This is a genomic window from Verrucomicrobiota bacterium (assembly GCA_039192515.1).
Taxonomy (GTDB): Bacteria; Verrucomicrobiota; Verrucomicrobiia; order Methylacidiphilales; family JBCCWR01; genus JBCCWR01.
The window spans coordinates 1-22,250 of sequence record JBCCXA010000023.1; the positions used below are offsets into that span (position 1 = coordinate 1).

22 protein-coding genes and 1 pseudogene are annotated in these 22,250 nt (G+C 40.8%); 8 read left to right on the forward strand and 15 right to left on the reverse strand.

Features of this window, described 5'->3' with window-relative positions:
• Positions 1-713 (reverse strand): glycosyltransferase family 2 protein (locus AAGA18_10840; GenBank protein ID MEM9445834.1); only part of this gene is annotated, 713 nt, incomplete at its 3' end.
• Between the two features lie 311 nt (positions 714-1,024).
• Here AAGA18_10840 and AAGA18_10845 point away from each other — a divergent pair.
• The 3 genes from AAGA18_10845 to AAGA18_10855 are packed head-to-tail and all read left to right on the forward strand — an operon-like array spanning position 1,025 to position 3,956.
• A complete protein-coding gene (locus tag AAGA18_10845) occupies positions 1,025-1,897 on the forward strand; it encodes a glycosyltransferase (GenBank protein ID MEM9445835.1) in 873 nt (290 codons plus the stop codon).
• Positions 1,897-2,901, forward strand: a complete 1,005-nt coding sequence (locus AAGA18_10850) for a glycosyltransferase family 9 protein (GenBank protein MEM9445836.1) — start codon at positions 1,897-1,899, stop codon at positions 2,899-2,901. Before AAGA18_10845 ends, AAGA18_10850 begins: the two co-directional genes overlap by 1 nt.
• Positions 2,898-3,956 carry a glycosyltransferase family 9 protein gene (locus AAGA18_10855; protein MEM9445837.1) on the forward strand — a complete coding sequence of 353 codons (1,059 nt, stop codon included), beginning with the start codon at positions 2,898-2,900 and terminating at the stop codon, positions 3,954-3,956. The genes AAGA18_10850 and AAGA18_10855 overlap by 4 nt, the downstream gene beginning before the upstream one ends.
• 25 nt (positions 3,957-3,981) lie before the next feature.
• Here AAGA18_10855 and AAGA18_10860 read toward each other — a convergent pair whose 3' ends face one another.
• Both AAGA18_10860 and AAGA18_10865 read right to left on the reverse strand, forming a co-directional pair.
• Complete coding sequence (locus AAGA18_10860) at positions 3,982-4,584, reverse strand: response regulator (GenBank protein ID MEM9445838.1); 603 nt, start codon at positions 4,582-4,584, stop codon at positions 3,982-3,984.
• A gap of 6 nt (positions 4,585-4,590) precedes the next feature.
• Positions 4,591-4,971, reverse strand: a complete 381-nt coding sequence (locus tag AAGA18_10865) for an Hpt domain-containing protein (GenBank protein ID MEM9445839.1) — start codon at positions 4,969-4,971, stop codon at positions 4,591-4,593.
• Between the two features lie 163 nt (positions 4,972-5,134).
• Between AAGA18_10865 and AAGA18_10870 the strand changes: the two genes are divergently transcribed.
• Positions 5,135-6,577: a UTP--glucose-1-phosphate uridylyltransferase gene (locus AAGA18_10870; protein MEM9445840.1), complete on the forward strand. Its 1,443-nt coding sequence runs from the start codon at positions 5,135-5,137 to the stop codon at positions 6,575-6,577.
• A gap of 62 nt (positions 6,578-6,639) precedes the next feature.
• Positions 6,640-7,221, forward strand: a complete 582-nt coding sequence (locus AAGA18_10875) for an ATP-dependent Clp protease proteolytic subunit (GenBank protein ID MEM9445841.1) — start codon at positions 6,640-6,642, stop codon at positions 7,219-7,221.
• A 327-nt stretch (positions 7,222-7,548) separates the two neighbouring features.
• On the opposite strand, the gene cysN is transcribed toward AAGA18_10875, so the two are convergent.
• Genes cysN through cysC form a run of 3 tightly spaced genes read right to left on the reverse strand, consistent with a single transcriptional unit; the run spans position 7,549 to position 10,428 of the window.
• On the reverse strand, positions 7,549-8,823 hold the full coding sequence (gene cysN, locus AAGA18_10880; GenBank protein ID MEM9445842.1) for a sulfate adenylyltransferase subunit CysN: 1,275 nt from the start codon (positions 8,821-8,823) through the stop codon (positions 7,549-7,551).
• A gap of 43 nt (positions 8,824-8,866) precedes the next feature.
• Positions 8,867-9,772, reverse strand: a complete 906-nt coding sequence (gene cysD, locus AAGA18_10885) for a sulfate adenylyltransferase subunit CysD (protein MEM9445843.1) — start codon at positions 9,770-9,772, stop codon at positions 8,867-8,869.
• A 29-nt stretch (positions 9,773-9,801) separates the two neighbouring features.
• Positions 9,802-10,428, reverse strand: a complete 627-nt coding sequence (cysC, locus tag AAGA18_10890) for an adenylyl-sulfate kinase (GenBank protein MEM9445844.1) — start codon at positions 10,426-10,428, stop codon at positions 9,802-9,804.
• Positions 10,429-10,589: 161 nt separating this feature from the next.
• On the opposite strand from cysC, the gene AAGA18_10895 reads away from it, so the two are divergent.
• Entirely contained in the window at positions 10,590-12,011 is a 1,422-nt protein-coding gene (locus AAGA18_10895) for a DUF2851 family protein (GenBank protein MEM9445845.1), read from the forward strand.
• 95 nt (positions 12,012-12,106) lie between these two features.
• On the opposite strand, the pseudogene AAGA18_10900 reads toward AAGA18_10895, so the two are convergent.
• Positions 12,107-12,952, reverse strand: a pseudogene (locus AAGA18_10900) (peroxidase family protein).
• Between the two features lie 152 nt (positions 12,953-13,104).
• Between AAGA18_10900 and AAGA18_10905 the strand changes: the two are divergent.
• The gene (locus AAGA18_10905; protein ID MEM9445846.1) at positions 13,105-13,803 is read left to right on the forward strand and encodes a M50 family metallopeptidase; all 699 of its coding nucleotides are present in this window, start codon (positions 13,105-13,107) and stop codon (positions 13,801-13,803) included.
• A 62-nt stretch (positions 13,804-13,865) separates the two neighbouring features.
• Positions 13,866-14,117, forward strand: a complete 252-nt coding sequence (locus AAGA18_10910; protein MEM9445847.1) for a hypothetical protein — start codon at positions 13,866-13,868, stop codon at positions 14,115-14,117.
• Between the two features lie 51 nt (positions 14,118-14,168).
• Here AAGA18_10910 and AAGA18_10915 read toward each other — a convergent pair whose 3' ends face one another.
• From AAGA18_10915 to AAGA18_10950, 8 genes are all read right to left on the reverse strand, one after another.
• A complete protein-coding gene (locus AAGA18_10915; GenBank protein ID MEM9445848.1) occupies positions 14,169-14,573 on the reverse strand; it encodes a hypothetical protein in 405 nt (134 codons plus the stop codon).
• A 394-nt stretch (positions 14,574-14,967) separates the two neighbouring features.
• Complete coding sequence (gene yaeI, locus AAGA18_10920) at positions 14,968-15,813, reverse strand: phosphodiesterase YaeI (protein ID MEM9445849.1); 846 nt, start codon at positions 15,811-15,813, stop codon at positions 14,968-14,970.
• 127 nt (positions 15,814-15,940) lie between these two features.
• Positions 15,941-16,537 carry a hypothetical protein gene (locus AAGA18_10925; GenBank protein ID MEM9445850.1) on the reverse strand — a complete coding sequence of 199 codons (597 nt, stop codon included), beginning with the start codon at positions 16,535-16,537 and terminating at the stop codon, positions 15,941-15,943.
• Positions 16,534-18,216: an ATP-binding protein gene (locus tag AAGA18_10930; GenBank protein ID MEM9445851.1), complete on the reverse strand. Its 1,683-nt coding sequence runs from the start codon at positions 18,214-18,216 to the stop codon at positions 16,534-16,536. Before AAGA18_10930 ends, AAGA18_10925 begins: the two co-directional genes overlap by 4 nt.
• A gap of 4 nt (positions 18,217-18,220) precedes the next feature.
• Positions 18,221-18,997 (reverse strand): PspA/IM30 family protein, encoded by a 777-nt coding sequence (locus tag AAGA18_10935; GenBank protein ID MEM9445852.1) that lies wholly within the window; start codon positions 18,995-18,997, stop codon positions 18,221-18,223.
• Between the two features lie 19 nt (positions 18,998-19,016).
• Complete coding sequence (locus tag AAGA18_10940; protein MEM9445853.1) at positions 19,017-19,799, reverse strand: hypothetical protein; 783 nt, start codon at positions 19,797-19,799, stop codon at positions 19,017-19,019.
• Positions 19,800-21,335, reverse strand: a complete 1,536-nt coding sequence (locus tag AAGA18_10945; protein ID MEM9445854.1) for a phosphate ABC transporter substrate-binding/OmpA family protein — start codon at positions 21,333-21,335, stop codon at positions 19,800-19,802. It lies immediately after the preceding gene.
• A gap of 12 nt (positions 21,336-21,347) precedes the next feature.
• Entirely contained in the window at positions 21,348-22,250 is a 903-nt protein-coding gene (locus AAGA18_10950; protein MEM9445855.1) for a vWA domain-containing protein, read from the reverse strand.

Sequence of the window (22,250 nt, forward strand, 5' to 3'; positions counted from 1 at the left end):
AGTTTTGTGAAATAAAATTCTAGTCCTGTGCCAAGACAGCCAAAACCGTATACGCAAGAGCGCCGGAAATTGATGGAAGAGGCTTCTTTGAAGTATTTCGTAGGACAACTGATTTCGGCAATTTGATATTCATACCACCATATTTGAGCTAACATTTGATTGTCGAAGACAAAGTCATTTGAGTTATGAGATAAGTCGATTCTCTCCAATAATTCTCTTGAGAAAGCTCGGTAGCCTGTATGGTATTCTGAAAGTTTGGCGTTGATGAGCATGTTCTCGCTCAATGTTAAAAGGCGATTAGCAATATATTTCCACCAGGGCATACCTCCTTTGAGTGCATACCCACCTAGTATGCGCGAACCTAATACGCAGTGGTATAAATTATTTGCAATAAGGTGAGCCATCGCTGGGATAAGTAGTGGAGTATATTGGTAGTCAGGATGAACCATAATAATAATATCTGCATTATTTTCCAAAGCTAGCTGATAACATGTTTTTTGATTACCTCCATAGCCAAGATTTTTTGCATGTCTATGTGTAATGGTTTGAGGCAGTTCAGAAGCAATTTTGAGTGTGTCATCGTGACTGCAGTCATCTACGACAATGACAAGGTCAACGATTTCTTGCTCCAGGACTTCTTGGTGAGTTTTTAGGAGTGTTTCAGCTGCATTATAAGCAGGCATCACTACGGCAATTTTTTTATCTTTGAGCATAAACTGATATGATTTATATGGATGTAACAAGCACTTGTAAATCCTCTACAAATACTGGTGTACAAAGAGTGGTAAGAGAATTATTTTCATTTTTAAATAAAAAATATGAGGTCGAGCCATTGATTTGGCATCCTAAATTGAATTCCTATTGTTGTCTTACTAGTGCACAAAAGTCATTTTTGGAAAACCCATTCGATAAAAATGAAAAGTCTTTAATTCATTCAATACTGTGTAGTAAACATGTACAGTTTCTATTAAATTCTTGTTGCAAAGTTGATATAAAAAATGTTTGCAATAGAAGTGATGTCTTATTGATAGCAGAAATTTTTCAAGATAATCGTATTGAATTTAATGAGCAAACATTTCCTGAAGTTGAAGCAAGGAAGATTGCTTTATTCTATGATGCTATTAATTGGACTCATCCCGAATTGTCAGCCGACGGAAGATCACATTGTTTTGAGGATTATATGTATTCCCTTAGTTATTTTGACCAAATTATCTCTATATCTGAAGCATCAAAAAATGACCTATTAAGTTTTTGGAGAGAGCTCAGTATCGAGCCTTCTAATGTGGATGCGGTTTTACTTGGGTGCGATGTTTCAGCTTATAAGGGGTCACAACAAAACACTAAGGGTTCTAAACTTTCGGTATTGTATGTTAGCACGCTTGAACCTCGTAAAAACCACCTATCTTTACTCAATGCTTGTGAGGCTCTTTGGCGTGAGGGTGCTGAATTTCAATTAACACTAATTGGCCGTAGGATAGAAGGAAGTGGAAGAGAAACTTATAAGCTAATCGAGTCATTGATCAAAAAAGGGCGTGATATCTACTGGCGTGAAACAGTTACAGAGGATGACTTAATTAGAGCATATGGAACCACAACATTTACTGTTTACGCTTCTAAAGTGGAGGGTTTCGGGCTGCCAATTTTGGAGAGTCTTAGTGCTGGAGTTCCTTGCATCTGTAATGACCATGGTGCTATCTCTGAAGTAGCGATGATGGATGGAGCAAAGGGTTGTCTCATGATAGACACAAGTGATGTTTCAATTCTCAAAGATGGGATAGGTAAATTACTTAGAGATGACCAAGAGAGGTTGCGTCTTACTCATGAGGCCAGAAATCGCCATTTTCGATCTTGGGAGGAATATGGTGAGGCTTTTATATCGGCTACGCAAATAACTTGATGAAAGTGCTTATTCATAAAGCTGATCACTTAGGCGATTTTGTCCTTGCATTACCTGCACTATGGGAGCTGCGTCAAAGTTTAAGTCATACAAGTGATATTCACCAATTAGTTAGAAAGCCAAACTTAGAATGGCAACAAATCTTACCTTGGCTAGGAACCTTGCATCCTCTTAATCATCCAAGATATGAGCGCTATACACATGTCCCTAAACTAAAACTTTCATTTCTCGCTTTATGGCAAGCAATAGCATTACGAGATAATCGATACGATTGGGGTATAGACCTGGTTTCGACGTGCAATGATTTGTTGGGTAAATGGTTGCTTATAGCAGCTGGATGTCATAAGACTTCCGGCCCCGATGGAGCACATAGCTGGATGCTCAGTCGAGCTTATCCTCAGGCAGAAGTTCATCAGACGAAATTATTAGCAGATCGTTTTCCCAAAGAATGGAATATTCAAGGTAAAGCTAGACCAGAAGATTTTATGCCTGATGAGTTGCGTTGGAACTCTAATGATTCTGAAGTGATTCTTCTTGCGCCATTCGTTGGGGATCCGATCAAGGCCTGGCCCTATGAGAACTGGATAAAACTTTTCGCTGAATTAAGTAGAAACAATATAGTTAAAATGATGGTTCCAGAACTTGATAGAGAAAAGGAAAATGAGTTTTTATCTCATTTTCCTCATGAAAGTTTAGTATTAGTATCTAGTATTCTGGAAACTCTAAATTTATTAAAATCAGTTAGATGTGCCATTGTTCTAGATACGGCTGCAGCACATTATGCTTGGTTAACAGGAACACCTTTTATACAGCTATTTTCTGGAACAGCATTAGCTGAGAGATGGGCGCCGATTTCTGGAGGCATTATAATGAAATGTATGCCTATTGAGAGTTTGATAAAGCCAAAAATGAATTTGGATGAATATTACCCTTCACTCAATGACATATCAGTTGATGATGTGCTTGAAGAGCTCGGGAGATTTATGAAGCCCATTCAGTCATGAAGATAGTAGTAGCCCGACCAGACAGGATAGGTGATGCAGTGATTGGCTCTTCTTGTTTGCCTGCTATTGCAGACAGGTATTCTCACGCAGAATTGTATTATATGGTAAGGGGTGTCATGCAGCCCCTTTTTAAGCATTTAGATTATTTGAAGAGTGTTTTAGTCTATCCGGGCCCAGGAGTGGGAGATTATAGACAGCGAGTGGATAAACTTTGTGAGGTATTGAAAGGTGTTGAACCCGATATTATTATTCACCTTCAGCCTGAAGACGATCTATACGAAGCATCGGCAAAGGCAAAAATCTCAAAGAGAATTGGGTATCTTAATCATAAAAGTAAGCTTTTTCAAGCTTCATGGCTTACTGATTTCTTAGAGTATAATAAATACGAAGGATCAAAGCATGAGTCCGAATATCATTTTGACTTGTTAAAGTTTATTGATGTCCAGCAACCAAATAAGTTGAAGGGTCAGATTGCATTGTCAGAAAACGATCAAGAGCGTTTGAACCGCAAAGTAACAAATAAATTAGAAAAAAATTTTGTTGTCATAAATCCAACAGCATTTTCTTCTTTTTTGAGATGGCCTGTTGAATGGTTTGCCAAAGTGGCTTCTTGGATTATCGATGAGTATGGTTTTCAAGTAGTTATTATAGGAGGGGATAGAGAGGATGAAGCTAGTCTTGCTTTAAGAAGGCTCCTTAAAGCTTATGAAAACAGTATTTTTGATTTATCAGGTCAGTTAGATTTAGCTGAGCTTTCTTGCTTACTTAAGTCGAGTAAGCTTCATCTTTCACGCAACACCGGAACTAGCCATTTAGCTGCGGCAATAGGGTGTCCTTTAGTAGATTTACACGGAAGAGTTGAATCTATATACGCTTCTGCAAGATGGGCCCCGTTATCTGATAATATGAAAGTGCTGCAGGCCAGAGGTAAAAGAAAGTGGCTTGAAAGCTCGAAAAGGTATTGGCAAAGAACTATGAAATCTATTTCTGTAGCGCAGGTGAAACAGGCCACAAAAGAGATTTTAGAGGAGAACGGCCTGAAGAGCAGACGCTAATACATAGATGCCTTTTCGAAACTGACTATATAGTGCTCTCATTTGTTGGGTGGGGATGTTCGGGCCTTAAACTCTCTTCAGGGCTTTTCTTACTAACATATTTTTCATAGCATTCCGGGCAAATACCATGACTAAAGTCGGCTCCTTGTTTTTCATGAAAGTAAGTTTCTATTTGGATCCAGAAATCACTATCGTCTCGCACTTTATGGCAATACATGCAAATGGGAATTAATGTGCGAAGCGTTTCGAGTTCTTCGTGAAAGCCTATGATTCTTTGAGCGACATGAAGCCTCATTCTCAAAGAATGAATATTCATGGGTTTTGTTAAGAAGTCATCAACACCTTTATCTATTGCAAGTCTATGACTTTCATCCGAATTAAGTTCCGTAAGAAGAATGAGATAAGTGTATTCCTTTGATTTTCTACTTCTGATTTTTGTGCATAGTTCTAGGCCGTCCATGACAGGCATGATCCAGTCACTAATAATAACCGGGGGTTTGAAAAGCTTATATTGTAGCCATGCCTCTTCTCCATCAGTGCAAGCCACTACATCGTGACCATCCTTTTGTAGCATCTTCTTTAAAATTGCCAGGTCCGTGGGCGAATCGTCTGCAATTAGAATTCTCAAAGAGCTTTAACCAATCTCTTTAAGTGCTGAGCGCACTCTATTAAATTCGAGTCGAAGGTCTGTCGTCAAAGTGCCTAAATGATCTTCAGGAGCTGAATCTCCTGTCGTTTGAATTTCACGACTTATACGAACCATCTTGGTGGCACCAAAATTACTTGAGCTTCCCTTAATAGAATGAGCGGTTTCAACGATGCACTTACGGTCTCCTGATAGAACTGCCTCTTTAAGCGTAGATAATTGCTCCTCAGCATTTTCTAAGAAAGTCTCTACTAGGTCATTCAGCGACATTTCATCATCATCACTAAGTATTTCTTTAAGATTATTGAGTTGTTCTTCGTCTAGTTCCGCAAGAGTTTGCTCCGCTGTAGCATTCTGTTCAATATCCATAATTCCGTCCTTCGTTTTCCCTTAGTCTATGACAAACTGACTTTTAGCTTATCTAGGAGAAAAGCCTCGCCGTGAATGAGCTATATCTATATCTTCATAGCTCAACTTGTCACATTATTTAAATCGGTAGGAGTTAGTTGGAATAAAAGAAAAAGTATTTCTTTTGTCCAAAAATGAAATTAAGGAAGAATCAACCGGAATGGATAAAGAAGAATTAGAGACTCTTTACAAGCAGTCCGAAAAAAAGATGCAAGATCAGGGATGTTCTGCATCTTTGATGGAAGCATTCAAACTGAATTTTTTTAAGCTAGGAAAGGGTGAGAAGGGCTGCATACCAGAAGATCATCTAGATTCAATCGATCAATTAGAATCTTTAGATTCACTAGAGTATCCAGAAAATAGCAGCTTGTTAAAAGAAGTTGTTGTGGTGAAGCTGAATGGAGGGCTTGGAACAGGAATGGGGCTTGATTCTGCGAAATCGCTATTGCAGGTAAAGGAAGGAAATACATTCCTTGATTTTATAACCCTGCAGATTCTAAGCCTTCGGATGGAAAGCAAAGTCGGCATAAAATTCCTCTTAATGAATAGCTTTTCCACAAGTGAAGCGACAATGCAGTATCTAGGGAGATATCAGAGTTTATCTCAGAAAGAAAAAATGGAATTTTTGCAAAGTAAAATTCCGAAATTATCGCAAAAAAACTTACTTCCAGCTCGGTTTAAAAATAACCCTGCATTGGAGTGGTGTCCGCCTGGGCACGGGGATATTTATATTTCCTTGAAGGAGTCAGGACTTCTGGATGAATTATTAGACAGTGGAGTGAAGTATATGTTTGTATCCAATTCAGATAACCTAGGCGCAACATTAGATGGAAGAATTCTCACTTATTTTGCTAAACAAGGTCTTGATTTTATGATGGAGGTTTGTCAAAGAACTTCATCCGATCGTAAGGGAGGACATTTAGCAAAAAGAAAAAAAGCAGGATTGCTATTGAGGGAAACTGCACAATGTCTACCTGAAGACGAAGAAGCTTTTCAAGACATTGAGAAGCATTCTTATTTTAATACTAATAACCTATGGGTGCGTCTAGAAAAACTAAAAGAGACAATGGAAGCCAACGGTGGAATTTTACCTCTTCCTCTGATATGTAACTCCAAGACAGTGGACCCAACTGATAAACAATCTGAGAAAGTATGGCAGCTGGAAGGTGCAATGGGTGCTGCAATTGAATGTTTTGATCGATCTGCTGCATTGCTTGTCCCTAGAAGGAGATTTGCGCCTGTTAAAACTACTTCTGATCTCCTAGTTGTACGCTCAGATGCTTATGAGATTACAACGGATAATTGCTTAAACCTAGCTGAGTCTTGTAAAGGTGTTCCTCCCAAGGTAGAGTTGGATAGTTGCTATAAGCTTATAGCAGACTTCGAATCATATTTCTCTAAGGGTGTACCTTCGTTAAAATTTTGTAAAAATCTATGGGTAATCGGGAAAGTAAACTTTGCGACAGGTGTGGTGATCAAGGGCAATGTTAAGATTATAAATGAAACTGACGAAGTTAAGACTTTAGCTGCCGGCCTATATAGGGATCAGGAAATTACCTTGTCATGAACACAGCAAGCCAGATAATAGGGTAAATGTCTATAAACTTACCAGAGAGGGTATATTGATTTATGAAAGAAGGAAAAGAGAAATCAGCAGAAGAAAGCAAAGTTAAGCTCGATGAAAAACTTTTTAAAACTCGAGTTATCACGATCTATGGTGAAATTAATCAAAAGTTAGCTAGAGAAGTAACGGAGAAGCTTCTGATTCTTTCCACAGATTCTAAGGAAGATATCAAAATTTTCATTAACTCACAGGGTGGTCATGTTGAGTCTGGCGATACTATTTTTGATATGATCCGTTTTGTTGAACCTAAAGTTAAGATTATTGGAACAGGTTGGGTAGCTAGTGCTGGTGCACTGATTTATGCCGCTACTGACAAAGGGCTTCGCTATTCTCTTCCAAATACCAGATACATGTTACACCAACCTATGGGAGGAGTTGGCGGTCAGGCGAGTGATATTAGCATTGAAGCACAGGAAATCTTAAAAATGCGTGATCGCCTAAATAAAACCTTTGCAGAGCAAACTGGGCAACCGATGGATAAGATTGAAAAAGATACGGACCGGAATTTTTGGATGTCAGCTGACGAAGCCAAAGAGTATGGCCTTGTCAGTCATATTATCAAGGGTGCTAGTGAGCTAGATTCTTGATCCCCAAAAGAAGTTGGATTTATAGAAAAGCCTGTAGGAGTTTTCCTGCGGGTTTTTTCATGCAAAAGCTTACACCTGAGTGATTCAATAGAGACTTAAAGATCTTGACCCAAAGAAACACCACCAGAGAGCTCGCCTATTGAGGCCTATGCCTCTAACCTATGTGGATTGGCGCAGTATAGTGCGCTTGATAGTTTCCCCTTCGCTTGTTTATAAAAGGTGCACTCTGACTGAAATGACCATGTGATTAGATAATTCCTGGTCGACTCTCTTCCTTGTGGCTCAAGCTTTTATGCATCCTGTTCAACTTCCATGACAAAATTCGGATTAAATGATCATCCCTGCTGCAACGGTATTATTTGTGTGTTCATCTATGAGAATCACGCTACCGGTTGAACGGTTCTTTTTATAGGAGTCATAGAATAGGGGTGTTTGGGTGCGTATTTGAATACGACCGATTTCATTGAGGTTGAAATCCTCTACATCCTCAATTTTATGTAATGTGTTGATATTTACTTTATAGAGCAGACCTTGCACCAAACACTTGGTCTCTTTGGTAGTATGCCTTAAAACATATTTATTTCTTGGAATGAGCTTCTTCTTATCATCGAACCAACAAATCATCAGGTCTAAATCTTGATCAGATTCTGGCTGATTGTTTGGCTTTGCTAACATATCTCCACGTGAAATATCTATGTTATCCTCAAGCGTGATGGCTACAGACATAGGCGAAAACGCTTCCTTAATATTACCTTCAAAGGTATGAATCTCTTTGACTTTGGAAGAGAATCCAGATGGTAAAGCAATCACTTCATCACCGGGCCTGAATACACCTGAGGCTACTCTTCCCGAGAAACCGCGAAAGTCATGGTGCTTATCACTATGTGGGCGAATGACTCCCTGTATTGGGAATCGAGGATCTACGTGATTATGGTCGCTACCGATAAAGACTGTTTCTAGGTGGTAAAGTAGTGAAGTGCCCTGATACCATTCCATCTTTGCTGAAGTTGTAACAACATTATCTCCGTGTAATGCAGAGATGGGAATGAATTGGATGTCGGGTATTTGTAGACGTGAAGCAAATTGCTTATAAGTCGCGATGATTTCTTCAAAGCGCTCTTCACTGTAATCCACAAGGTCCATCTTATTGACACAAACGACTAGGTGCTTGATACGCAATAGAGAGGCAATAAAGGAGTGACGGCAGGTTTGTTCAACTACACCGTTACGAGCATCGATCAAAATGATAGCCAGGTCAGCAGTAGATGCGCCTGTAACCATGTTGCGGGTGTATTGGATGTGTCCCGGCGTATCAGCTATAATAAATTTACGGCGAGGTGTTGCAAAGTAGCGGTATGCTACATCAATGGTAATGCCTTGTTCACGCTCTGCCTTTAATCCATCTGTGAGCAGTGCTAAGTTGACATTCTCATCACCGCGGGCTTTAGAACTTTTTTCAATAGCTTCGAGTTGATCTTCAAAGATACCTTTTGAGTCGTAAAGTAATCTTCCAATTAGTGTGGACTTTCCATCATCAACGCTCCCTGCCGTTGTGAAACGGAGAAGGTCCATGTCCAGGTAGCCTGTGTTTTGTATACTCATAATTCTGAATGATCTAAATTTTGTGTTGGTTTGTTATTATGAATTAAAAATATCCGGCTTTCTTGCGGTCTTCCATGGCTGTCTCTGAACGCTTGTCGTCGGCGCGGCCTCCACGCTCCGTTACTCTAGCAGCAGCAACTTCTTCAATAATGTCATCGATGTTTGAGGCAGGGGATTCAACAACTCCGGTGCAAGTCATGTCGCCTACAGTTCGGCAACGCACAACTCGTTTTTCAGGTTTTTCGTTATTTGCTAAATTAAGATAAGGTGAATGGGCCAAAAGTATATTGCCTCGTTGAATAACTTCTCGTTCGTGACTGAAATAGACACTGGGTAGCTTAATGTTCTCCTGTTTGATGTATTGCCATACATCCATCTCTGTCCAGTTACTGATAGGGAAAACGCGGAAATGTTCACCAAACTGCTTGCGGCCGTTTAGTATATTCCAAAGCTCTGGACGTTGATTTTTAGGGTCCCATTGACCAAATTCATCTCTATGAGAGAAAAAGCGCTCTTTGGCTCGGGCCTTTTCCTCATCACGTCTTGCGCCACCAAGAGCGGCATCAACTTTTAGTTCCTCTAGGGCATCGAGTAGTGTGACTGTTTGGAGTGCATTGCGTGATGCATTAAGCCCTTTTTCCTCGACACAGCGACCTGCCTTGATGGAATCCTCAACGTAGCGAACTTCGAGGTTAGCTTCGGCTTCTTTTGCTAAATCATCGCGGAACCTAATTGTTTCATCAAAATTATGTCCAGTATCTATATGAAGTAATGGAAAGGGTATTTTAGCGGGATGAAATGCTTTGCGTGCTAAATGGACCATAATGATAGAGTCCTTTCCTCCGGAGAACATGAGAACAGGTTTCTCAAATTGAGCAGCCACTTCACGCATAATGAAAATGGACTCGGACTCTAATTGTTTTAGATGAGTGAGATTGTATTGGCTCATAAGTTTGGGTATTTAGTTTTTTGTAAATCTTAGGGGTATGAAATTTGTTTGATGACGTAGTTGTAGAGAGTCTCAAGTGACTGCTCTAAAGTTTCTTTCTCTGTGTTAATAACCAAATCAGCGGGTTTATCAGAACTGGGGTCTTCGAATGAGGAGTCTTTTCCTGTGAAATTTTTGATCTTTCCAGATTTTGCTTTGGCATAAAGACCTTTGACATCTCGCTCTTCACTTTTCTTGTAACTACAAGAAATGTGAACCTGAATGAGGTCAGCACCTAAAATTTCTTTAATTAACTCACGCAATGAATTCAGAGGGGTGATGAAAGAATTAATGGTGATGATACCCGAATCTGCAAATAGCTTTGAGACTTCTGCAACACGGCGATTGTTTTCAATGCGATCCTCATCACTGAAGCCCAGCCCGGCATTGATTCCGGTGCGAATGTTATCTCCATCTAGCAGAGTTGTGCTGAATCCTTCTTTGAAGAGTCTGCGTTCTAGAGCATTGGCTAAAGTGCTTTTACCAGATCCAGAGATGCCATATAGCCAGATAACCTTGGCCCGCTGTTGGAGTTTTTTCTCCTTGGCTTGGCGATTAAGAATCAAATCGGTAATCGGGTGTAGATTCTCAATTCTGCTTTGTACTGTATCTGACATTCCTTTAATTCCTATAAAGTTGATCAAGATAGTAGTCTTTATCTCTTGGTCAATGATTTTTTTATTCTTGTCTGGTGAGTTTTTGACTCAATAGAGAAAAAAATCTCCAAAAAGCATGAATTAATAGAGATTTACTAGTTTTTTTGAGCTATCAAAGCTTAATGATGAAAAATGGAAGTAAGTATGAAGCTTTTTTATCCTCCTTGCAGGAGGAAAAAAGTAAGCCTACTGATGAAGCTTTGATCCAGAGGATGTGGTTTGAAGAGGTCTTTGCTTCTCCATTGAAAACGGTGGAAGGTGAGGAAATTGTTATTAAGCAGCCTGGCTTTTGGAATTATGGGGCGGGTCCTGATTTTTTAAGAGCTGTCATCTGTAATGGAAAAGGTGAAATAGAAGTCGGTGATATAGAAATTCACCTCTCAGCTAAAAGGTGGTTGGAACATGGACACGAGAGTGATCAAGCATATGAGAAAGTCATTCTACATGCTGTCTGGGAAACTGGGCCTAAAGAGTTTTTTACTGGTAGCCTCAAAAGGAAATTTATTAGGCTAGTCGAACTAAAGAGCCAATTAAGAGAGGGGCTTTGCTTATCTGAAATAGAAGATGCTTTTACTTCGGATTCCGAGGAAAGAAATGTCGGAATCAAATATGGGAAATGCAAGCGTGAGCTTTCACTTCTCACGGATGAGCAAATTAAGAACTTATTATTGGAAGCAGGATGGTATCGCTTTGAAAAGAAGGTAAGGCTCTGGAGTTTGAGAAAAAGAATTTTTGGCTATTCGCAAGCCCTTTGGGTGGGACTCGCAGATGCCTTAGGTTACGCGGGAAGTAAAGAAAACCGTTCAGCTTTTGTTGGCTTAGTGAGAAAAAGTAGTAGCTGTGGAATAAGCCAGCTCTTGAAAGAAAAAAGCGCAGTTAAAAGAGAGGCGTTACTTTTTGGCCTGGCAGGTTTTTTACCCACAAAATCAATCAAATTAGGGGATAGTAGTGGGAATCATTGGTTGCGTGAGCTTTGGGAAGAATGGTGGAAAATGAGAGTAGGTCTGGAGAGTGAAACTCTCGCAAAGAGTCGGTGGAACTTGAGAGGGATTAGGCCGGCAAATAGGCCCGAGCGACGTTTGGCTGTTCTCGCTTTGTTATCAGACAAGAAGCAATGGAGGTCATTTGAAAAACGATGTAAAGCAGCGAGCTCCAAAGAGATCGAGAGTTTTTTGGGTGATTTAGATCATCCTTTCTGGAGCTGGCATTATACCATGCAGTCCAAACGAACCTCCAAGCAGATTAGCTTGTTGGCTAGTGGTCGGGTAAGGCCTTATCTTTACAATGTTGTTTGGCCTTTAGTCTATCGCTCAAATAAAAATTTGGTGAGCAAGGAGCTGGAAGAAGCTAAATCAACTCTGACAAATCATCCCTCACAAGTTGCAGCAGTTAGACTCTTGGGTGACCGTGCTAAAAAAATAAGAGGCTTAAAATCAAGTCTGTTGGTGCAAGAAGGGTTACTGCAAATCTATCGAGATTTTTGTTTAACAGATACGGACCGCTGTGAAAGTTGTCAGTTCTCTACGTGGGTGAAATCACTTTAGAAGGAGAATAACCCGCCACTATTTATAGTGACGGGTTAGATAAGGGGCTAACGGAATGAGATCAGATCAAAGCGGTCTAGGTTCATTACTTTATTTCAAGCGGCAATAAAGTAATGAATGAATTTCTCTTGCGAATCCGATTCTGCATAGACTTCAGCAATAGCCCGAAGTTGATAATAAGATCCAAAAAGGAGATCCACTCTCGTTGCTGTCCACTTAGTTTCGCGGGTTGAGCGGTCTTTCCCCTCAGAGATGCTTTTAGAAGTAACCGGATACCAAGCAGTGGATATGTCTAGGAGGTTTACAAAGAAGTCATTGCCAAGGGACTCTGATTTATCTGTAAAGACTCCATGTTTTGTATTTGGAGCTCGTAAACCACCTAGCAGAACTGTCATCTCTGGCGCAGTTAGTGTCAGAGGTTGTGTGCGATCGATGAGCAATGTTTCACCAGAGACAGAATATTTAGCTCTCATGTAGTTTCTAAACTCATCTGCTATAGGTTTAAAGGGATCAAAGATTCAATATCAGTCAATTCTTAACACGTATCCATTCGTCCTGGAGTAAATGGAACTGTAGTTTCACATCAAGCTAGAACAATCAGATCGGCTAGTGATACCTTTTTGCTCTCTGACTGCATCGTGCTAAGATCGCTCTGAATTTTTCAAATTCTCCAAGAACTTTCTCAAGCTCTTTAGGATTGTTCACATCCCAGTTCTTCTAAGGTTCTTGCGGAACGCGAGCGCCATTTGCTTCCCCTCTCATGTCAGAACCACGAATGGTAGAAGCTGAAGACATGCAACACTAACCAACTCGCTTACAGCTAGGCCTGTAGCAAGGACCTTTTCCTTCAGTAATGCGATATCTGATTCATCAATGATTTCATGATCTATGCTTGGGATTGGATCTTGCCAGATAAGACTTTTCTCAGGAACTTCTGGGCCATACGAAACAATCCACTCTTATAGAGAATGCTAAAAGAAATCTTACATGAAACATAACAACAAACTTTAAATCTGAACACTGTCAAAATCAGATTAACCTCCTGTTTGATTCAAATTGCAGTGTCATGAGGTTGCTTTAGTTTGTTGATGTAATGAGCGCCAAATCTAGAAACGAGACATGGGACTTTAAACAATTAGGAGTCTTACTAATCTTCATGGCCATTACCCTCTACTTCTGGGATTCGTGGTTTGTTTTTCCTGTGAAACTCTTTGTGGTGCTTTTGCATGAAATCTCTCATGGCTTAATGGCCCTAATCACTGGCGGTGAGATACTAAAAATAGAAATCAATGAGAATCAGGGCGGTATTTGTTGGCATCGTGGCGGATCATTCTTTTGGGTAGCATCGGCTGGATATCTCGGAAGTATGTTCTGGGGTGGTTTGATTTTACTGATAGCAGCTAAAACCAAATATGATAGCTGGGTGATGGGTCTGATTGGTTTATCTGTTCTGCTGATTACCCTCTTATACATACGAAATCTCTACGGAATGGGCTTTGGTATTTTATTCGGAGTGGGCCTCTTGCTTTTGGCTCGCTTTGGTGGACCTACGTTTAACGATCTGGTGCTCAAGTATATAGGGATGACTAGCATGTTGTATGTCATCTTTGATATCAAAGACGACCTGATCTCTCGGAATATATCGGAATCCGATGCAAGCAGACTCGGTGAAAAATACTTTGGCAATTCGATGTTCTGGGGGATCCTCTGGCTAGTGATCGCCATCGTTTATGCAGTGATCATTCTAAAGTTCTCATTTAACAAGAGAATCATGGTAGGCAAATCATTTTAATCAATGGTGCAGGAGTACACTGGGTTTTGTATTGTATTGACTAGAGAGAAAAGAAGTATCATATGAAAGATCTTACTGACAAACGTCTTATCTATCGCAAGGGATTTCTCTTTTTATTTATAGGGGTTTTCTCTTCGGCGCTTTTGATTTTAGAAAATCTAGAATTAAGATTTATTGTTCTTTACCTAGCTGCCATCTGGGGATTCTGTCGTTTCTATTACTTTGCATTCTATGTCATCGAAAAATATGTCGATCCCAGCTACAAATTTTCAAGCCTTTGGTCGTTTGTTATGTATTGGATGAAGAAAAAATAGTATTAAATAACAGAAGTTTGCGGAGAGTATAGATAGATGTTTGCACCGTCGTTAGTCATCAGATGCGCAGTCATTAAATTCATCCCATAGATTTTCTACATCTTTTTCCGTATTTTTCGTAAGATCAGGTGAGAGAATAGTATGTTGCTTTCTTTGCATTTCTAAAGATGTCTCTGGTGTATCAATACGTAGAGGGATTCTACCCTCTTGCTTATACTTCTCGATAGAAATTTGATGTTTTTCGAGTAACTCTGAGGCACTCTGAACATCTCTATAATAGTTTACTTCGAAGCCCTCTGGCCAATCAGAAACTTCACCCGCTTCAGAGTGGCTCCATTCTGAAATAAGATAGTAGTTGTCATCATAAAATGATTGGCATTGTATGACGCAAAAAGTTTCACCAGTCCAACGTGGATAGGGAATATGTAGTCCTATAAAAGGCAGCAAACGCTTCATCGTTATGTATGAAATAAAGACTTCAATAGTGTACTCGGTTGACTAAAAACAAGTGTTATAAGTTGGATAACCAAGGCGGACATTGTTTACATTTTGGTAGTTCAAAAATCTACCAAAGCCAAGCGGTTTTAACTCTGCCTCTAAATCTCTTATTTTTTTTCGCCATGAGATCAAGGGGGCTTCATTTGTGGTCAATTGGTAATCTGCATTGGAATAACGCTCTGCTTCAGAGAGCATTTGTTGGCTTAGCATATTGAGCAAAGTGATTGAAAGATTATAGAAAAGCATGCACCCAACTACAATGATTAATGGGATGACCACTAACCACATTAAGGAAGTGCCAATTGTACCTATACTTTAAGTAAAGTAACCATTTATATATCTTAATAAGTTATCATGAAACATTCAAGATACTGATTTCGGGTCGGCAGTTGAATCGCATGCCGTGGAGGTTGCCGATGCCGCGAGTGATGTGAATGTGTTTATTGCCCCAAGATAATGTCCCTTCGGGGAAGGAGTGGTCTTTGACAGGGAGAAAAGGTCGAAGCCCTAGAAAAGGGATAACGAGTTGTCCTCCGTGGGTATGACCACAGCACATGAGATCCCAATCGTAAGGCTTAAGATCTCCTTTACAGTCTGGGTTGTGACTTAAGACAAAGATGGGTTCATCAGTGGATCTTGTTTTTTGTAAAATTTTATTAGGATGACAGTCTCCATTCCAATAATCTCCTAATCCAACGATAGCCATAGAAGTGCCATGGAGCTTTATGTGCTGAGACTCATTGAAGAGAAAAGTAATGTCGCTATCTATTAGTAATTTCTGGATTTTGGAAAAGTCTTTATAACCAAGTGATGAGCCAGCCCATTTGCCACCATCGTGATTGCCTGTGCAGGCAAAAGTAGGAATCTTTGCCGAAAGTTTTTTGAGGATGCGTTGATACTCCTCGGGTTGTGGGATTTTCCAAGTGATGTAGTCTCCCGTCAAAAAAGCAATGTCAGGATCCAAGCCCAGAGATATATCAATAGCTTTTTCTATATCTTTGAAAGGAACGACAGCAGAGGCGTGAAAGTCAGATAGGTGGAGAATTCGCAAAGGCTTCTGGAAGTGACCGAGGGTGATATCTTTTTCCGTTACCTCAAAAAGTGAAGGCTCCAGATACATCATGTGATAGCTACTCGCTATGCCTGCTAGGGAAGTGCCACCAAGTGCAGTCAGAAAAAGTCTTCGGGAAAGTTTCATGTCATAGGGATTTAATTTTAATCCTTAGGTAAACACAGATTAAGCAGATTTAAAAATCATACGTTTCAGATACAGTTGAAAATTCTACAGCCTATTCGTATAAATTCGTGGTTCCAATTATTGTGGATCACTTCTTAATGAGTCTTTGGCTAGCAGATGAATTGGGGTAGCGCTTGGCTTCGATATGGTAATAGGCTTGTAGAAGATCTGTTTCTAGGCCGATTTTCTTTCGCGCTTCACGAATGGTAAGGTCTCGCATGGATTTGAAATTGACCTTATCCAGTGGCTTACAATCTGAGACATAGGCGAGAGAAACGGCATCTCGAAAAACTTGCATATTTCTTTTACTAAAGCGGTAAGCTTTGGGGTAGAGCGTTCCAGAAACCCAGCTAAAGATGGAAGTTTGGGTAGTAGAGACTCGATTGGTGGAACCCATAGTGAAGCCAATGGTAAAGGCTTCGTCTATCATTTTAGTGCCACGACCAAGAATGATGTGAATAAAGTCGTGTCGTTGTAGAGTGACTCGCCCTTTGAAAAAACCTAGGCCTTTGAGATTAAATTTAGGGTTTTCAACGATTTGTACCATAAGAGGCACTTCGTTTTGGTCGTTGCCAAAGGAGATGAGTTGATCATAGGCTGCACCTAAGGTGATCTTATCTTTCCAGAGTGGGATATACCACTCTTGTAGTTTAGGACTGTATTTAGATTTGGAGTCTGGCTTCATAAGCGGGTGATGGGTTGGGTAATGGTTCTTAAGTAACGGAAAGCCTCAGGAACAAAACGAATGTCAGATGCTTCTTGGATGGCAATGCGTGTTTGCTCCTCCATGACTAAGGGTGAGACAGGAGGCTGATAGTCCTGTAAACGTTGGATAAGTAGTGATTGCTCATCTAGCGAAGGGTCGATTTGTTTTTCACGTTGTAGATCGCGCAGGAGAGAATCTGTTGACCCTGGGGTCATCCACTTTGGGATGAGATCAGCTATGGAGTCGAAAGTGTGTGCATCAATAGAGAGTTTATGTTTATTAGATAGAGCTTGGATAAGTGCCCAAGCTGATTCAATAGATTCGCAAGGCAGTAGAGGAATCTTCAAATCCATACGTCCAGGTCTCTTGAGGTCAACTTCAAGGAGATCCGGACGACTCGTTGCTAGTAGCCAAATAAGTCGACCACGGTTTTGCTCGCTGGCCATTTCTTGAGCGAACATGGAATAAACACGAGCATCAACAGGACTGGAGCTAGCTCCACTATCGCGGCTTCCCATGGACTGATCAGCCTCATCGATAAAAACAAAACATCTGGGTAACGTTCGCAGTAAACGAAAGATACGCTCTAAGTTAGATTCGGTTTCGCCTTGATATTTTCCACGGAAGTTCTTCAGCTTAACGACGGGGACTTGAGCCTCTCCGGCTAGAGCTTCAACAAAAAAACTTTTACCTGTTCCTACTGGGCCCATGAGAAGGTATCCTTTAGGGATAACTTTTGTCATACCTTGTTGCCAGAGATTGAGATCATTTTGGATGCGTTTCTTTAAAGCTGCTTGGCCATAAAGATCTGACAGATTGTGTTTTGGGCGAATGAATTCTATGAGGTTGTCACAACTTTCCTCGACTAGACGATGTGCGATAGATTCAAGGTCTTTTAACTTAATGGCTTCTTTCTGATATTCTTTGAGCTTAAGCATGGCTTGTAATGAGTTAAGTGAAGTCCCTGCTAGAAGTTGTGCTGCGGATGTTTGAGACTCTTGGATTTCTTTGAATGCAATTGGGTAATGGCTCTGCTGCTGTTTGAAGAATTTCTGGATTTCCTGCTTAGTAGGCAGCGGTATTTCTAGGCGAAGACCATGGGAATTCGTCTGAATCATGGGGTGAATTTCAGACAAGTTCTGACAAATGATAAAAGTCGCCAGAGGGTATTCTTTAAATACAGGATCCTCACTCCAACGTTTGATGGTTAGCGCAACAGCTGAGACATCAATTGATGTGGTGTTAATATTCGGAAGAACATATTGCGCATTGGTAATGAGAAGGCCTAAGTGGATTTTTTTGCCCTCAGCTCGACTATAGTTGACGCAGTATAGAATAAATTCATCAAGCAAAGCAACTTGCTGCCTGGGATTACCAAAGCGCTCTTTATGTGCTCGATCATTAAGCCATTCGGGGGCAATTTCCTGGCCTTTCATGACCTTGATGCCCGTGGCGATGTCTAGCGATAAAATAAGGTCATACGCGCTTAAGCAGGCCTTGCTCAATAGGTCAGATAAATTACCTAGACCATTCTCAGAGGAATTTGGCACGGGAAAGATGTCATGAGTGTTCCCGTAGAGAACGAATTGCCGATTCGCCCCTGAACGGTACGCCTCAATGACATGATCTAACCAGTTCTTTCCTTCAGAGCTAGGCATTTCCTTATGCCTCAGACTTTGTGGTATCTTGATCTGTTTCGGTAGTGCCGAAAGGCTTGTCCGTAGATACTGGACCGTCTGTTGGAGCGGGGGCAGATTTTAACGTCATGTTGCGTTTAGCGGCAAAACGCGCAAGAGCTTGCCCACCAGTGGCCTCGCGAACCTTTTTCATGCGGTTGATGTCTTCTAGTTTGAAGTCAACCGCATCGCGCGCAACACGAGATTTACCCATCGCTTTTGATTTGCGCTCTTCGGTAATTTCTTTGATACGTGCCATGCTATCAGTTACTCCATCTGTATCCATGCGGATACCTGCTCCAATGGCATTTGCTTTAGCAATCGATTCGTGAATTTTAGTGTCGCGAATATTATCTTTAGCCTGCTGAATTTCTTTGTCCGCAAGTTTTAAGCTTTCATTGAGGCGTTCGGTATCTACTTTGTAATCTGATTCTAGCAAATCAAATTGTTCTTGGTTGTTGGTGAATTCGCGCTCGACCTGCTCATACTCGCTAGCGAGTTCCTTGGCCAAGTCCTCGTGTCCAGCTTCAATTAGTGAAGTGATTTGGTCTTCTAGTTCGCTTAATTTACGGTGTTCATCCTCCATCTGGCCTTTTAATCTTTCTAGCACGCCTGCTTTGAGGCTTAAGGCTTCTCGACCTTGAACTTCCAGCTTGTTGCGTGATTCAATAGCTGTCTCCAAGATGGCTTGAGGATCGGCTGCTTCTGCGATACCGATAAGTTTTAAAAACTTACCGTAGATGAGTCTCCATAATCTTCCCATGATTGTTATTTCCTTTCGTTTAGTTTGTTTCTGTTAAAGAGTTGTCCGTTTTCGAGTCATTTCCATATACATTTCGCTCAAGTTGATCCAGTTGCTGATGGTTTAAGCTTGATTGCACCATATCTCTAATAGCAGTGGCGTGTTCAATTCGATCTTGTAGTTTAGATTGCACCGACTCAATTTGGCTACGAGAATTGTTAGCGGCTTCTGGCATGACTGGATTAATAATGGTTTCTAACTGTTCGTAAGTTTTATTCAAAGTAGATTGTGCTTCTTCTAGGGCTTGTAGAGCGTGATCAATCTGAGGTTGTAAACTAGATTTACCCTGTAGACGCAGAGCGAGAATATGTCTCACTTCATGACACATGGTAAGGGTGAGCTGGGAAACCAGTTTACTGACATCTTGCTCAGCGGTTGTAATGATGCGATCACTGAAAATTTTATTCTCGATCGATTTCTTCAATTGATGGACTGATGAGAGGGTATTTTGCAAATCCTTCACTTTACCAGGTGGGGCTGTCCTAAGTTCTTGAATAAGCTCTTCAAGTGTATCGTTCTCTTTCTCGAGGAAGGATTCCAAGGTATCTACCTTGGTTTTCTCATAAAGCCTTGGCCATTGTCTTTTCCAAAAGAGGTAAGTGCCAAAGCCCACTAGGCCGGCTAAGCATAGGCATATCCAATAGGGGGCACCGAAAAACGCATAGGCAGCAGCAATGGGAAGATAAGGAGCCCAAGTATAGGGATTAGAGACTATGCGTCCGAGTGTTTTACTCGATAAATCAATGTAATCCGGCCGCTTCAATTAATCTCCAACAAGTAAAATTTTTGCCCTACGTGCTTTCTTGTTATAAGCGCGTATACTCTCACCTTCAAGGCGTTGTGGCAACTCACTAGAGCCTTTCCCATAGGCATAAATACGGTTTTGAGAAATCTGACATGCTTCAATGAGGTAGTTTTTCACCGCTTGAGCTCGTTGCTCTGAAAGTTGTTGGTCTAAATCGGGTTGATCGCTAGGCGAGACATGAGCCTCGACAATGATTCTATAGTCAGGATAGTGATTCAGTATTGGGGTGGCTTCCTGGATAAGTATTTGAAAATCTTCTGGTATAGCGGTAGAGCCTGGACGAAAAGTGATGGGTTGGTCAATGAGGGTGCCTCTTACCTTTTGAGAGAGTTGTTTCCATGCTTCTTCGGAAAGTGGGTCGTAGAATTTTTTCAAGCGTTTGATAGCAGGAACACTCGTGCTGGCAGGGGGAATGGTGTGAGGTGAATTTTGTAATCGATCTAAAATACCTCGATAGATAAGAGCATAGGGGTCATTTCGCGGTATAGGTGAAGAGAGTTCGTGGTCATCAAGAATCGATTTAATGTGTGCAATGGACTGTATAATAGGAGGATCACTTTGAGACGCGCTGCTTAACCAATACGTATGGTTCTCTTCAAAAGTGGCGAACTTAATACCGTTTGTCATTATTTGGGCTTGGGAAGTTTTTTCTCCGCTATCACGCGCCGCAGCATCAATGAAGTCATTAGGATTATTTAAATACTCATGCAATGCTTTAAAGTAAGCATGAGTGATGAGTTCAGCCAACTTAGGTTCATCTGAGATGACTTTTCTAGAAGCAAGGGCAATATCGATGATAAGCCCTTGAGCGTGTCGTGTATCAATCAATACTTTTGCACCTTGTATTTTTTTCAGTGCTTGTGTTACTTGTGGTTCCCATAAGACAGCGAAGTCGACTTTCCCTTTTGCAAGGGCCTGGTAAGATTCTTTAATATCGTTACTGCGAAATCTTTCCAACTGAGGTCTTAAGTTTTCGAGTTTAAAGTGTGAGACTTCGGAGCGGAGGAAAAATTCTGATGGTGAGAAGCCAACAAATGAGCCCTTAATTTCTGGTTTATTGAGGTCATCAATATTAGAGAGATGGGAGAGTCCTACAATGGCATCACCTCCATAGCTTTCATCAACCACAAAGATAATCGCTGCTGGCCAGTGGCTATCGTTGGCATTAGCAAGATAACTATCCAAAGTGGCTACGGCAAATTCACATTCACCGGAATGAAGTCCCTGGATTCGTTTGGAGAAATCAGCAACGATTTCAAAGTTGACCTTAATTTTGTGAGGATCTAGTAATCGTTGAAACTTAGCGGATCTAAAAACCATGTAGCCAAGCCAGTCATCACCCCAAATGTTGATGGTACGATCATAATCTATAGCTTCGCTAGTTATGGAAAGCAGATGATTAAGCTTACTTGCTTCGCGAGTGGGTCGGAACAGTCCCCAGGCGATCATTCCCAAGGTGCAGAGTATGATTAAAATGCTGGTCCATTTTTTCATCTAGGTCTTGAATTAGCTCTTGAATTTTTTTGCTGCACTAACAATTTTGTAGAGAATAAAACCCAAAATGAGGAGGAAAAATACGGAGCCTAGTGAGACCCCTTGATCTTTTGTTGTAGGTTCTGATTTTGAGGTCGTTTTAGCTATATCGTTCGTCTGCTTTTTGGTTTTGATAACAGATGACGGTTCTGGGATAGGATTCAAGCTTATTTCATCCATGACTTTAAAGTCATTATCTGTGATTCTAATATCAGAGACATCACCGATTTCAGCATCTACTTTTAGCAATCCCTGTTTAAGCTCTTTGCTTGTCTCCGCAGCAAAGTAAAGAGTTGAAACACCTTTCATATAGTCTCCTTGTCCATGGAAACCAATGCCTGCCACTTCAATTTGGTTTTTTCGCAATTCCAAAATCTGCCTTTGGACACCTTTTGCTCCATGTTTGCTAGATTCTTTGCCGTCTGTAAAAACCACCACCACATGCCTTTCGAAGGGGCTAACCGTTTGCCGGCGATCTTGGATATTTTTTAAAGCTTCGCCAATAGTTCTAAATAAAGGTGTTCCTCCACTAGCTTTAATAGATTCTACCTTAGCCATAAGCACTTCTCGATTATCTCGCCCCATAGGAACAATCAAGCCCGCATTAAGTCCAATAAGAGATAGACGATAGTTTTCAGGGACAGCCGATAACCATTCCAGAAAGGCTTTCTTGGCCTGTCCAATTTTGTCGTCGGTATTCATGGAACCCGAGTCGTCAAAAATAATAGTGATGGCAGTGCCGCTTTGTTCGACCCTTTCTTGATCGAGCTCATTAAGCCACTGAGTCGTCACATTATCTTGCGCGTGTATAGTAGAAAGACTCAAAACTATAAGGGCTGGAATAGTGATGATGCGGATAAAAGTATTTTTTCTCAT

Excerpts from the sequence above, each read along its gene's own strand:
- AAGA18_10850 (MEM9445836.1), top strand. The coding sequence starts at position 1,897 with ATGAAAGTGCTTATTCATAAAGCTGATCACTTAGGCGATTTTGTCCTT.
- AAGA18_10855 (MEM9445837.1), top strand. The coding sequence starts at position 2,898 with ATGAAGATAGTAGTAGCCCGACCAGACAGGATAGGTGATGCAGTGATT.
- AAGA18_10865 (MEM9445839.1), bottom strand. The coding sequence starts at position 4,971 with ATGGATATTGAACAGAATGCTACAGCGGAGCAAACTCTTGCGGAACTA.
- AAGA18_10875 (MEM9445841.1), top strand. The coding sequence starts at position 6,640 with ATGAAAGAAGGAAAAGAGAAATCAGCAGAAGAAAGCAAAGTTAAGCTC.
- cysN (MEM9445842.1), bottom strand. The coding sequence starts at position 8,823 with ATGAGTATACAAAACACAGGCTACCTGGACATGGACCTTCTCCGTTTC.
- cysD (MEM9445843.1), bottom strand. The coding sequence starts at position 9,772 with ATGAGCCAATACAATCTCACTCATCTAAAACAATTAGAGTCCGAGTCC.
- cysC (MEM9445844.1), bottom strand. The coding sequence starts at position 10,428 with ATGTCAGATACAGTACAAAGCAGAATTGAGAATCTACACCCGATTACC.
- AAGA18_10895 (MEM9445845.1), top strand. The coding sequence starts at position 10,590 with ATGATGAAAAATGGAAGTAAGTATGAAGCTTTTTTATCCTCCTTGCAG.
- AAGA18_10905 (MEM9445846.1), top strand. The coding sequence starts at position 13,105 with ATGAGCGCCAAATCTAGAAACGAGACATGGGACTTTAAACAATTAGGA.
- AAGA18_10910 (MEM9445847.1), top strand. The coding sequence starts at position 13,866 with ATGAAAGATCTTACTGACAAACGTCTTATCTATCGCAAGGGATTTCTC.
- AAGA18_10915 (MEM9445848.1), bottom strand. The coding sequence starts at position 14,573 with ATGAAGCGTTTGCTGCCTTTTATAGGACTACATATTCCCTATCCACGT.
- yaeI (MEM9445849.1), bottom strand. The coding sequence starts at position 15,813 with ATGAAACTTTCCCGAAGACTTTTTCTGACTGCACTTGGTGGCACTTCC.
- AAGA18_10925 (MEM9445850.1), bottom strand. The coding sequence starts at position 16,537 with ATGAAGCCAGACTCCAAATCTAAATACAGTCCTAAACTACAAGAGTGG.
- AAGA18_10930 (MEM9445851.1), bottom strand. The coding sequence starts at position 18,216 with ATGCCTAGCTCTGAAGGAAAGAACTGGTTAGATCATGTCATTGAGGCG.
- AAGA18_10935 (MEM9445852.1), bottom strand. The coding sequence starts at position 18,997 with ATGGGAAGATTATGGAGACTCATCTACGGTAAGTTTTTAAAACTTATC.
- AAGA18_10945 (MEM9445854.1), bottom strand. The coding sequence starts at position 21,335 with ATGAAAAAATGGACCAGCATTTTAATCATACTCTGCACCTTGGGAATG.
- AAGA18_10950 (MEM9445855.1), bottom strand. The coding sequence starts at position 22,250 with ATGAGAAAAAATACTTTTATCCGCATCATCACTATTCCAGCCCTTATA.